Origin of the sequence: Enterobacter sp. CM29, assembly GCF_013179605.1 — a bacterium.
GTDB lineage: Bacteria > Pseudomonadota > Gammaproteobacteria > Enterobacterales > Enterobacteriaceae > Enterobacter > Enterobacter intestinihominis.
In genome coordinates this window covers 1-10,852 of sequence record NZ_JABMCU010000153.1, presented here as the reverse complement: position 1 = coordinate 10,852, position 10,852 = coordinate 1, and the positions used below count along the sequence as shown (strand labels likewise).

Here is a 10,852-nt window from a genome sequence, read left to right as displayed (position 1 = left end):
GCTGTAGCGCCCTACAGGCGCGCCTACCCTCCGCGCTTCGCGCTTCGCCCCGTCGCCTTCGGCGCCGGCCTGCGTCTCCGACGGGGCACCCCTACGGGGTTCCCCCGGCTTCGCCGGCTCCCCCTCCCGCAATCGTGCCCGGCCCCCTGGCCAGGAAAATACCTAACCAGCTTCGCGCCCATACGGGCTTGACCAAGGGGCGCTGCCCCTTGGAACCCCGCCCTCACCGCCGGGAGGCTCGGGGAGCAGGGAAAGCGGGCAAAGCCCTTGTCCCTGCTCCCTCTCGCAGAGGCTGCGTCGTTTCACGGCCGTCAATGGTTCGCTCCGCCGGGTGCTCACCCGTTCGGTGCTCGCCGTTCCGGCTGCGCTCCGCGTGCGGCTTCCGCGCCCGCCATTGACAACCGTTCCACTCCAAAACCGCTTGCCTTCGCGATGACAGGATGCATTCCGTTTTTCCTTGTTGTTGGCAACATCGAATGTGTCGGGGTATTTCCCTGACCAAAAGTGTAAAGCGTCCATCGGTTTTCTTTGCGTCGTGCAGCAGACCACGCGTTACTGCGTGCCTTTGTGACTATTCATCGAATTCCGCCGCGAGCCATGTAGCACTTCCTTTTGTCGTTCTGCCGACCGTCACCGGGGGTGTAACAAGCTGAGCGCGAATTTCTATCATAAGCCTTGCGGTCATAAGGCGCATCGTTTTCATAAATGAGATGCGCAGTTCCCGGGCGGCATTCAGTCGCATCAACTTGCAAATGACGGCGTCGGATAGCGGTTCTGTGGGCCGTCGTCGCAGCGCCCAGGCTGTTCAGGCATCCAGAAACGGCTCCGACTGTGATCTTCCCGAATAATTCGGTAAATCTATATAACTTTGGCGCTTATGATAGAAATTCGCGCTCAGCTTGCTTCACCCCCTCACCTGAAACGTCTGCCCGTCTAACCCTGGGCGTGAAAAATCAATGCCTCCATCCTTCGGCGTGTAGCATCGCCCGGCGGGCTGGTTCGGACGGAATGCCGAGAGTCGATAGCGGCGACCATCAATGAGCGATGTGAAGTAACACACAAGGTGGCCGGCGGCCGTCTTGTTTGACCACACTTTAAAGTCGAGGCGAGCTGCCCACGTGCCTTCCGGAATATCGGCCCAAGCATACGACTGGAGTTCCAATCCGGCTTCTACTGCGGCGGTGTAGCTCCAGGCGCGCCGCGTATCTTCTGCCTCTTCCACAGCCTTCCCTCCGGGGTTTCAGTGCATCGTCAACTGATCGCGTACCGCGACGGTGTAGTGGTCGATGATCGCCTTCATCGCGGCATGATCCTGTCGATGCCATCGCAACAACCGACGATCGTCATCGCACTGTCTCAAAGCTCTCCGTAGCTCTTTAAAGGATGCTGCATTCGGCTCGCGCTCCGCGCGTCCTTTCCAGATACGACTCCACACGATGCTGTACATCGTGTCGATGAGATCCTCGGCGAGTTGCAGATCGCTTAGTTGATCGTCCGTCAAAGCTCCGAACGGAACGCTTCCAGCCCGATCCATCGTGTTCATTCGCGTGTTCCTGCAAGGTGCCTGCGAAGTGTTGGTGTTGCTTCATCGAGGCGTTCACCGCGCAGCACATCGGCTATCTGTTGGATCGACATTCCACGCGCCTTCAAGGTATCCACCTCAGCACGCAGAAGTGCCACATCCTCCCGCTTTTTTCTGTCCGCAGCGCTGCGTTTTTTGCTGACCTTGTTGGCTTCGATTTCCTCACGCGTGAGCGGCGGAAATTCGGCATCGAGATCGACAAGCATCGCTTTGACATGGCCGACTGTGAGTCGTTTTTCGTTCGTCATTGATGTTGGCCTCGTAGATGCCGCGAAAAGTGTCGGCGAAGTACGAATTCGTCTTACGTTTCAAGTTTCCTGAATGGTATCGCTTAAAGCAGCGACGTGCTATACCATTTGCACTGCGGTTGAGTGTAACAGGATGGCCCTTGTCTGACACATGGAACTTCGTTCCTGTGCAGCCAAGGGACGCCAGCCCGTTCGGCGCTTTGCTTCTCACAGGCCGGCTCATCCTGCCAGGGCGCTGCCCTGGACCCGTTGACCGGCGCGCAGCGCCAAGTGGAGGACCGGCTATGCCGTTCGCAGTGAAAGGCGCTGAGGCGCTGACCGAGAAAATCGCCGTGCGTCTGACGCCGGACGAGAAGACGCGTTTGCGTGACGACGCCGAGCTTGCCGGCTTGAGTGTTTCCGAGCTGGTGCGCCGCCGTTACTTCGGGCGACCGATCGTCGCCAACGCCGACATGGTGATGGTGCGCGAGCTACGCCGCATTGGCGGCTTGCTAAAGCACATCCACAACAAGACGGACGGCGTCTACAGCCGCGAGACCGCGCAAGCGCTCGTAGAGATCACCGGGCAGATCAAGAAATTGAGTCAACCATGATCTTCAAGAAGGTACCGGCAGATCGCGTGAAGTCGAAGGCAAAGCACGTGCGCGACCTGACCGACTACATCCGCGATCCGGCCAAGACCAACCCGCACGAAAAGGTCGCGTACACCGGCGCACGCGGTTTCCTTTGCGACGACCACACTGGCCAGCAGGGCGAGATGATCGCGCTGGCGATGGATGCCCCGCGCAGCACGAACCCAATCAACCACTATATTCTGAGCTGGCGTGAAGGCGAATATCCGACGCCGGCACAGGTGGAACAGGCGGTCGAGATCCTGCTCGCCGAGTTTGGTCTTGCCGAGCACCAGGCGCTGTATGCATTGCACCAGGACACCGACAACATGCACCTGCACATCGCAGTGAACCGGGTGCATCCCGATACGCTCAAGGTCATCAAACCGAACAAGGGGTTCGACAAGGAGGCAGGCCACCGCGCGATCGCCAAAATCGAAGCCATCCAAGGGTGGTCCAGCGAGCAGAACGCCCGCTACCAGGTCAACGCGAACGGTGAGGCTATCCGGGGAACGTCCGACGGTCGCAAAACACCATCTCAGAAGCGCCGCGACATGGAAGTGCGGACGGGCGAGCAGTCCGCCGAGCGCATCGCGATCGAGGCCGCGGCGCCGATCATTCGCGCGGCCGCGAGCTGGGTCGAGCTGCACGCTGGCCTGCAGGCGCAGGGCTTTCGCTACGAGCGCAAAGGCAGTGGCGCGGTCATCTGGATTGGCGACGTGCCCGTGAAGGCATCGAGCGCCGATCGCGGCGCGACGCTGGCTGCTCTGCAAAAGCGCCTAGGTGAGTTCCAGCCGGCTGCGTCGGCGGACGCCTTGCCCACCTTCCCGGCCAAGCCGATTAAGGCCACCGCACCACGTTGGGCCGAGTACATTGCGGCCCGCCGCGCACACTACCAGGCCAAGAACACCGCGCAGATCCGCTTACGCGAGAAACACGAGCTCGAGCGGCAGGGGGTGGCCGAACGACAGCATGTCGAGCGGGCTGACGTTACGGCCGGGAAGTGGCGTGGCAAGGGCGACCGATTGAACGTCCTGCGCAGCGTCCTAGCGGCCGATCAGGCCGCTATGCGGCTTCGAATGCAGGAGCGGCAGAGCGGCGAGCGCAGACGCTTCCAGGAGCGTTTCCGGCCGTTTCCGAGCTACGAGGACTGGCTTAGGAGCGAGCTTTCGCCCGAAGCGGCCGACCAGTGGCGCTACCGCGACCACGGGCCGGACGAGATCCCGGCTCGGATTGTCGGCGATATACGAGTCGATCCGGTCGAGACTCGACGCCAGAAGGATCTGCGCGACTTCATGGCCGAGATTCAAGGCGATCGCGTGGCCTACCACCTGGCCGGCCAGATTTCGCCGGCGTTCGTCGATCGGGGCGACCGCATCGACGTGCATGACGTGACCGACGAGGCTGCCATTCTGGCCGCCCTGCAGCTCAGTGCGGAGAAGTGGGGTGCTTTCCAGGTGACCGGCAGTGAGGCTTACAAGGCCCGCTGCGCTCGTCTGGCGGCCCGCTACGGCTTCACAATTACCAACCCGGAACTGCAGACCGTCATACGCGAGGAATCCGCCCGTCTGGCCGCCCAGCGCGGTCAAGTCGTCGGCCAGATCGGGCGTCCAGTGGACGGTACGCCGAAGCGGTCGCCTCGCCGGCCGTCGTGATGGCTCTCGTGGACAGCGAGGGGGAGCAGGGCTATAGTATCGCTAGGTATCACTCATTGATAATGGAGGGCTGACGTATGGCAACGTCACTCAAAATCGACGACGAGCTGAAGGGGCGCGTGCAGCACCTGGCCAGCCTGCGCGATCGGTCGCCACACTGGATCATGCGTGAGGCGATCAAGCAGTACGTGGAGCGGGAAGAAGCCCGCGAAAGCTTCAAGCAAGAGGCACAGGCGTCTTGGACTGCCTATCAGGAAACCGGCCGGCATTTGACCGGGCAAGAAGTGCGCGCGTGGTTGAACACTTGGGGCACGGACAACGAAACGGGATTGCCTGAGTGCCACACGTAATCATCACGGAAGGCGCAGGCCAAGGATTGGAGCGCTGCCGACGCTTTCTGGCCACCAAGAGCCCGGAAGCAGCTAGGCGGGCCGCGAAGGCCATCGAGCGGCAATTCCTGCTGCTGGAAACGACGCCCGCCATCGGTCGTCCTTTTCCGGCGCAGCCTGAGTGGCGCGAGCTGGTCATCGAATTCGGCGATTCCGGCTATGTAGCCTTGTATCGCCACGAAGCAGCAGATGATGCCATCTACGTGTTGGCTTTCAGGCATCAGAAGGAAGCGGGGTACTGATCGTGACCGATGACGAAATCAAAGCCCGGATTGATGGACTCCACGACGACGCGGCCGCCATTCTTGCCGAGCAAGGACTGTCGCCCCTGCAGGCTTACTGTCTGATCTTGGAGCAGGTCACGGTTCGACACGAGCCCACGCTGCGGTTGCTCGCCGATGCGGCAGCGCATGACCAATGGTTCCGGGAACAGGTTCGTGAGGGGCTGGAGGAGGCGGACGATCCGAACACGAAATGGGTATCTGACGATGAAGCGCAGGAAAGCTATGCCAAGAAGCGAGCCGAACTGCTCGCCCGGATCGGAAAAGGCAATGCGTGACGATTACACCCGCTGCGGCACGCCGCTGGTCTACGCTGGCCAGCTTGAGCTGCAGCCCGATATTCTCGCCGAGCTCGGCGAGCAGCAGCCGGACCAGCGGCTTCGCCGTCTACCTGATCCACATTAGGCGCCCCACCCGTGTGCGGGAACACACGGGCGGGACTTCCACAACACCACCTGGACTAGAGGTGATGACATGGCAACTGAATATGCTATCAGCCCGGATGCAATCCGGCTCGAAATCGCACGCCTTCAATGGGCGAACGCACTCATGCGTGCGGCCAATAAAGCGCTGGCGAAGGGCGATAACGCAGCCTTGATCGATATGGGGTTTTCGCACGAACATGTCGACGAGCTGCGGAAGAACAGTGGCTTTCCATCGACGTCGATCGGCAACAACACGCGGATGATCACCTATCTGCGATCGATTGGAGAGCCCCATGCACGCTGAACCCACCCGGCCGCTGTTGATCGCGGCCGCCGTGCTGACGCCGGCCACGCTGGCGAGTGTTTGTCGATCGCCATCGTTTCATCGCCGCGGCTGGCAGATCCTCGATCGCTGGGCCTTCGAGAGCCCGACGCAGCTCCGGGCCCTAGAAGGCGCAGGCGAGGTGATTCTGCTGGGCAGGTTGCTCGAGCAGCAGCAGATCGAGCACCAGGCGCTGCGATCGGCGGCCGCGCTCGAGCAGCTCCGGCGAGGTATGGCCGAGCACGAGATCCTCGCGCTGCAAGAGATCCGTATAACCCTTGCATAGCAAAACCGGGCCATCAGGCCCGGTCTTGTTTTGCTAGAACCCCAACGCCATTCGCAACCGCGATGCCGTGTCATCGACACTTCGACGTGGTACAAGTACCCGTGTCGATGGTAACGCATGATCATTGAACCACAGCACGAGGTACGTGCTGCCCCGTTCGGCATCTTCGAACTCCCACCGCGACACCTTGTCGATCGGCATCTGCTTGGCGATGCGCTTCTTCTTGTCAACGACTACGACGCTCCCTATCTCCGTAGAGATTCCGACGTACTGACCTTCGGTCGGGGCGCTGGCCTCGACGGCTGGATGAAAACCGGGAGGAGCGACGCGTTGTACCTGTCGCTGCAACTTCGCGGTCAGATGGCTTGCGAACATCCGGATCCAGACAATGGCGACGACCAGTCCGACAACGGACGTTACGATCCATGGCATTCCGTCGCGCACGCCCACACCCACGAACAGTCCAAATCCACTGAAGACGAGGCCGGCGATCGACGCGAGGGCCAGTACGGCCGGAACCAACACGATTGATAAATTAAGCATAACTTATTTCCTCACGAACGCATTCCATCGGTTTGACTTGGACGGCTCCCGCCCTTATCGGGGGTACGCTTGGGGGTGCCCGGCATGATTCGCTCAAGCTTGCTGGAAAACACCGCGAGCGCGCCTCGCACTTCGCCAGTCGTTTCGCGGCCGAGCGTTGCAGCCGCCGAACCGCCCACCCAGTTGATCACTTGGTCGGGCACAACGAAGATCAGGCTAAAGCTCGTGTGAATCAGATTCGCGCCGAGCATGAAGTAAATCGCGAGGTACCCGATGACGCTGACGATGCCCGTCATCGAATCGAATTGGGCGTTCGCGACTGCGATTCCAAAAAATTTTGTGAGAACCGTTCCGCCTTCAATCAGGACGGCTCCGCCGAAGAAGAAGCCAACCACCATCAGGATCGGGCGCACCGTCACGTTCAACAGGAAGATATACCCGTGCGTCGTGCGTTGACCCATGCCATCGCCCTCACCGCCCAAGTGCGTCATCGCCCAAAGAGGAGCGGCCACGATGGCTTCGCCCACGATCACGAGCCAATTAATGATTGCCCCAAACCAGGTGATGAACGGGATCATGGGCAGGTACAGAGACAAGCCGGCACCAATGAACAGGAGCGGAATGAGCAGCGTGAATAACATCGGCTCCGTCGCGTGCAGTGCTGCCCCGGCGGCGGCACCGAGTCCGGATGCAATGTTCGCAACTTTCCCCCAGATGCTGGCATCTGCGCCGGCAACCACAGCGTTCAGGCCGACCCATACACCGAATGCGCCTTCGACGCCTCCCAAGGTGTAGTCACCGAGATTTTTCATCTTGATGAGCGGGTTCACGGTGCCGCGTTCTGCGTCTCCGCTGCTGGTCATCGCAGCAACGATCTTCTGCCCAAAGCCCGAGAAGATCTGGCTGAGGGCTTTGCCGCCATCCTTTTCACTGGCATTTCCTGCGTTGCCCAACGGCTGTGTCGTCGTCGAGCCAGCTTCTTGAAGCTGAAATGCGCTGTCGACTCGGGAGCGCAGCTGGGAAACGCCATCGTTCCCACCCACCTGCTCTTTGTACACATGTGCGACGGCCGATACTGCGCCGGAGAGCTTGCTGTTGGCCTGAGCAAACGTTTGATACCACGCGCCAAGCGACCACCATCCAGCCTCCTTGATCGAACTGCTGAGCTGGCTGGCCAGGCTGCTGATGTTGCCGGTGGTTGTCGCTGCCTGACTCTGTATCGTGGCCTCGTACTGTTGCGCGGCCGACTGGATTGCTACCTCTGCATCTGGGATAACGGCACTGGCATTCGTTTGCTGATCGATAACGGCCTGCACGAATGCGACCGCCGCCGGCGACAGCGTGTTTTCCATGGTTTTGAGGGCCTGCAGGTGCGCTTGGAACAGCGCCGTCGTATCAATGGTGCCGCCGAACCAGTTGGTAGATTGGTCTTGTGGGGTGAGCTTCGACGCATCGATGTCGGCACCGCCACAGTATTTCGTGCCGATCGGGTTGCGCAATACGAGGCCTTGGGTGCCTGATGTGATCTGCACGTATTCCTTCTGGTCCGGCGGAATACCCCCGTTCGCTCCGACCATGGTGAGGCTCGCGTTGTAAGCGTGCATACACAGGTTCGCCTGATACAGGTCTCGCGCGAGCTGTATCGTGCTGGGCATTGCCGGTTGCAGCACCATGCCCTTCCCGTCCGAGAAGGCCTGAATTGCTGCGTCGGTCCCCATGTTGGCGATACCGACACCCATAATCGAAGCAGCCCACAACATCAGCAGTTGCGAGAGTGCCCAGCCGTTTGCCGTCGGCACTAGCGATGCCAATCCCCACACGAGGCGGATCGGCCCCCACATGGTACCTTTGTTTTCTCCGTAGACAGCCCCGCTATGCGCCGCTTGAGAGAGCCTTTTGAACCACGTGTAGCAGGCGAAGAAGGCTCCGACGACGAGCAGTCCGCCGTTCGTTACCTGGAACAGGCTTGCGAGAATCGTATCGCCGCCTCCGGCCCCGCCTGTTGCGAGCGGGTTATTCACTACGTTACCGAAGACGCCGACCAGGGCTTGCCGGCTGAGATCGCCCGAGCGGCTCGCCGCTTGGGTTATTTCACCGAGAGTCGTGCCGTCGGCGAATGCGGGCAACGCGACCAAACTGTTCAAGATCGCCGCAAGGAAAAGTGCTGCTCTGCGCTTCATGCCCGTCCCCCTTTCTGCCGTTTCCAAAACTCCGGATTGATGACGCTGACAAACCAACCGGGCTCTCGCATGAAGTCATTCAGGCCGCCATGCTCAGCTCGCGATAGCCGCTGGTTTTGCAGTTGCCACAGGCGGAATTGCGCGGTCAGGCTGGCCATGAACATCACTGGCAGACCGGCCACAAGCGTGAAAATGCCGAACACATTGCCGCGTGAAAGGGCGTAGACGGCCATCAGGAGGAAAGCCGTGCCGGTCCCAATGGCGAGACGTTTCTGGAAACGAAACCGTCGCTGCAGATCTGCAATGCTTGGCGCGCCGGCCGATCGATTGCGCATCATCTCCTCGAACCCCTGCTCGCTCGCAGCACCGCCCGCGCCTTGCTGTTCGACGCGAGCCTTTTGTTTCGCGCGCGCATACAGCTCCTTGATGTAGACGATGTTTTCGTCGTGCTGCTGTTTTGCCACCTTGAACGATTGCACGTTCTTTCGAAACGCATAGAACGGAAGGAAGAGGCGCTTTGCGATCTCAACCCCGGCGGATTTTGCGGTTTGCTTCACGTCCATTACTTGCCCTCCCGGCTGTTGGAAGTTCGCTTGTTGAGCCATGCAGTGAGGGGATCCTCCAAATCGAACACGTCTCGCCATCTACACGCCTTGCCTCTAATCGCGGCAAGGCGCTCATGCGCGCGTAGGGCGATGATTAGGCACACGACTGCACATGCCGGCCAGATCCAGTTGAAAGGGTGAAAGAGAGCTGCGGGCATCAGGCACGCTGCAAATCCGAGCATCCAACGCCGCTTCATCCACAGCAGGGCGGACGCCGACAGGTTTTCAAAATCAGTCTGCATTTTTTGTATTCCAGATCTAATACGAAACAGGTTCGTTGCCTGTCTGATTTTAGGCTCTACGTATCGGTAATAACAAGTGATACTTGTTTGTAAGTCGATGATTTTAAAGATTTATTCCGTATAATTCGAATCTGCAAAATGAAAATGACGTGAAGTCTTTGTTTTTATTTGGAATTGTGTTGATGCGTTGCCGGATTGCTGGTTCATGCTGGATGCGTCTACGGAAACTCCGACGCCGCTCGATCTGTTGTTTTTCGGTCGTGATAAGCGGTCGACCAGTCGTGACGGCACGCTGTAGCTTTCAACGAGCGAGGCTCAGATGACTCAGCAATACCCCTTCCACTGTCCGGCAGTAGCTATCCGCGTGACGCTCTATCGGCAGACCTTCATCGTTTCAGGCATCAGCAGCTCGGCCGCCGACGTGCAGCGCGATCACGATTGCTCACGCGCTGAAACCTGCCCGCACCGCTACACCGAGGCATGCCGCGTCTATCAGCTCAACCGATAACGTCGCCAGGTGAATGAGCTGAGATGGATCACTGGTGAGCTAAGCGGGTACGTTGAATGATCCCAATTGGGATCAAGCGCGCTGTCCGCCAAACGGTGGTCTGACGGGCGCACATGAAACTGTCCGCAAATTTCTCTTGTAAACGAGAAGACGGACAAGGCACTATTGCGGACAGAAAGCGGACAGTCTGTCCACTACCACCATCCCCCGGATTCACGATGAGCACGACCAAGTCAAAACACACCCGAAACCTCGCTGGCCACATCATCGGCTACGCCCGTGTATCGACCGCTGACCAAGACGCCACGATGCAGCGCGAGGCGCTGAACGCCGCCGGTGCGGCGAGGGTGTTTGAGGACGTGGCCAGCGGCGCGAAGGCTGACAGGCCGGGTCTGACGGCCGCGCTCACCTACCTGCGCGAAGGTGACACCTTGGCCGTGTGGAAGCTCGATCGGCTTGGCCGATCCTTGCCGCACCTGGTCCAGACCGTGGCTGAGTTGGAACAGCGCGGCGTTGGGTTCCGGTCGCTGACGGAGAACATCGACACCACCACGCCGAATGGCCGACTGGTGTTCCACTTGTTCGCCGCGCTGGCCGACTTTGAGCGAGATCTGATCCGTGAGCGCACACGCGCAGGTCTCGCCGTGGCGAAAGCTCGAGGCAGCACTGCCGGCCGGCGGCCGGTTGTGACGGCTGAGAAACTAGCTCGCGCTCGCGCACTGATTGACGCTAAGGGGCTGACCGTTCGGGAAGCGGCTGCCCGCGTGAAGGTCGGGAAAACGGCGCTGTATAAGGCGCTTGCTTCCAATGTGTTTTAATATTAAAAAAATATCCTAAAGACAGCCTGACCTATTGACTTCACTTTGTTGTCGGTGCGATGATTTCAAAGGTAATTTAATATCCATTTAAGGTGCTAACGTGATTGTTACGATAGGCAACACCAAGGGCGGCGTCGGCAAGACCACACTTGCGGTT

The 10,852-nt window shown here is 59.8% G+C and carries 17 protein-coding genes; 10 read left to right on the top strand and 7 right to left on the bottom strand.

Annotated elements, in window-relative coordinates:
- Positions 1 to 904: 904 nt before the first annotated feature.
- From HP459_RS17000 to HP459_RS16990, 3 genes are read right to left on the bottom strand one after another with little or no spacing between them, the layout of a single operon-like run.
- Complete coding sequence (locus HP459_RS17000; protein ID WP_105816239.1) at positions 905 to 1,222, bottom strand: hypothetical protein; 318 nt, start codon at positions 1,220 to 1,222, stop codon at positions 905 to 907.
- A gap of 18 nt (positions 1,223 to 1,240) precedes the next feature.
- Positions 1,241 to 1,543: a hypothetical protein gene (locus HP459_RS16995; protein WP_105816240.1), complete on the bottom strand. Its 303-nt coding sequence runs from the start codon at positions 1,541 to 1,543 to the stop codon at positions 1,241 to 1,243.
- Positions 1,540 to 1,830: a hypothetical protein gene (locus tag HP459_RS16990; protein WP_137910479.1), complete on the bottom strand. Its 291-nt coding sequence runs from the start codon at positions 1,828 to 1,830 to the stop codon at positions 1,540 to 1,542. The genes HP459_RS16995 and HP459_RS16990 overlap by 4 nt, the downstream gene beginning before the upstream one ends.
- A 284-nt stretch (positions 1,831 to 2,114) precedes the next feature.
- On the opposite strand from HP459_RS16990, the gene HP459_RS16985 reads away from it, so the two are divergent.
- From HP459_RS16985 to HP459_RS16955, 8 genes are all read left to right on the top strand, one after another.
- Positions 2,115 to 2,423: a MobB mobilization protein gene (locus HP459_RS16985; protein WP_105816242.1), complete on the top strand. Its 309-nt coding sequence runs from the start codon at positions 2,115 to 2,117 to the stop codon at positions 2,421 to 2,423.
- The gene (gene traI, locus HP459_RS16980) at positions 2,420 to 4,096 is read left to right on the top strand and encodes a TraI/MobA(P) family conjugative relaxase (RefSeq protein ID WP_105816243.1); all 1,677 of its coding nucleotides are present in this window, start codon (positions 2,420 to 2,422) and stop codon (positions 4,094 to 4,096) included. Before HP459_RS16985 ends, traI begins: the two co-directional genes overlap by 4 nt.
- Before the next feature lie 77 nt (positions 4,097 to 4,173).
- On the top strand, positions 4,174 to 4,446 hold the full coding sequence (locus HP459_RS16975; protein ID WP_105816244.1) for a CopG family ribbon-helix-helix protein: 273 nt from the start codon (positions 4,174 to 4,176) through the stop codon (positions 4,444 to 4,446).
- A 26-nt stretch (positions 4,447 to 4,472) separates the two neighbouring features.
- Positions 4,473 to 4,727, top strand: coding sequence for a type II toxin-antitoxin system RelE/ParE family toxin (locus HP459_RS16970; protein ID WP_216661686.1), 255 nt, complete (start codon positions 4,473 to 4,475; stop codon positions 4,725 to 4,727).
- A 2-nt stretch (positions 4,728 to 4,729) separates the two neighbouring features.
- Positions 4,730 to 5,044 (top strand): hypothetical protein, encoded by a 315-nt coding sequence (locus tag HP459_RS16965; RefSeq protein WP_216661685.1) that lies wholly within the window; start codon positions 4,730 to 4,732, stop codon positions 5,042 to 5,044.
- Positions 5,037 to 5,171, top strand: a complete 135-nt coding sequence (locus HP459_RS23700) for a hypothetical protein (RefSeq protein ID WP_258181718.1) — start codon at positions 5,037 to 5,039, stop codon at positions 5,169 to 5,171. The genes HP459_RS16965 and HP459_RS23700 overlap by 8 nt, the downstream gene beginning before the upstream one ends.
- 69 nt (positions 5,172 to 5,240) lie before the next feature.
- Positions 5,241 to 5,495 (top strand): hypothetical protein, encoded by a 255-nt coding sequence (locus HP459_RS16960; protein ID WP_204086237.1) that lies wholly within the window; start codon positions 5,241 to 5,243, stop codon positions 5,493 to 5,495.
- Positions 5,485 to 5,799 carry a hypothetical protein gene (locus tag HP459_RS16955; RefSeq protein WP_105816247.1) on the top strand — a complete coding sequence of 105 codons (315 nt, stop codon included), beginning with the start codon at positions 5,485 to 5,487 and terminating at the stop codon, positions 5,797 to 5,799. The genes HP459_RS16960 and HP459_RS16955 overlap by 11 nt, the downstream gene beginning before the upstream one ends.
- 33 nt (positions 5,800 to 5,832) lie before the next feature.
- Here HP459_RS16955 and HP459_RS16950 read toward each other — a convergent pair whose 3' ends face one another.
- From HP459_RS16950 to HP459_RS16935, 4 genes are read right to left on the bottom strand one after another with little or no spacing between them, the layout of a single operon-like run.
- A complete protein-coding gene (locus HP459_RS16950) occupies positions 5,833 to 6,342 on the bottom strand; it encodes a hypothetical protein (protein ID WP_105816248.1) in 510 nt (169 codons plus the stop codon).
- Positions 6,343 to 6,353: 11 nt separating this feature from the next.
- The gene (locus tag HP459_RS16945) at positions 6,354 to 8,522 is read right to left on the bottom strand and encodes a DotA/TraY family protein (protein WP_105816249.1); all 2,169 of its coding nucleotides are present in this window, start codon (positions 8,520 to 8,522) and stop codon (positions 6,354 to 6,356) included.
- Positions 8,519 to 9,085 carry a hypothetical protein gene (locus tag HP459_RS16940; RefSeq protein WP_216661684.1) on the bottom strand — a complete coding sequence of 189 codons (567 nt, stop codon included), beginning with the start codon at positions 9,083 to 9,085 and terminating at the stop codon, positions 8,519 to 8,521. Before HP459_RS16940 ends, HP459_RS16945 begins: the two co-directional genes overlap by 4 nt.
- The gene (locus HP459_RS16935; protein ID WP_171026911.1) at positions 9,085 to 9,369 is read right to left on the bottom strand and encodes a hypothetical protein; all 285 of its coding nucleotides are present in this window, start codon (positions 9,367 to 9,369) and stop codon (positions 9,085 to 9,087) included. The genes HP459_RS16940 and HP459_RS16935 overlap by 1 nt, the downstream gene beginning before the upstream one ends.
- A gap of 319 nt (positions 9,370 to 9,688) precedes the next feature.
- Between HP459_RS16935 and HP459_RS16930 the strand changes: the two genes are divergently transcribed.
- Together HP459_RS16930 and HP459_RS16925 are read left to right on the top strand one after the other, a co-directional pair.
- On the top strand, positions 9,689 to 9,877 hold the full coding sequence (locus tag HP459_RS16930; protein ID WP_105816251.1) for a hypothetical protein: 189 nt from the start codon (positions 9,689 to 9,691) through the stop codon (positions 9,875 to 9,877).
- Positions 9,878 to 10,095: 218 nt separating this feature from the next.
- Complete coding sequence (locus HP459_RS16925) at positions 10,096 to 10,695, top strand: recombinase family protein (protein ID WP_105816252.1); 600 nt, start codon at positions 10,096 to 10,098, stop codon at positions 10,693 to 10,695.
- Positions 10,696 to 10,852: the final 157 nt, after the last annotated feature.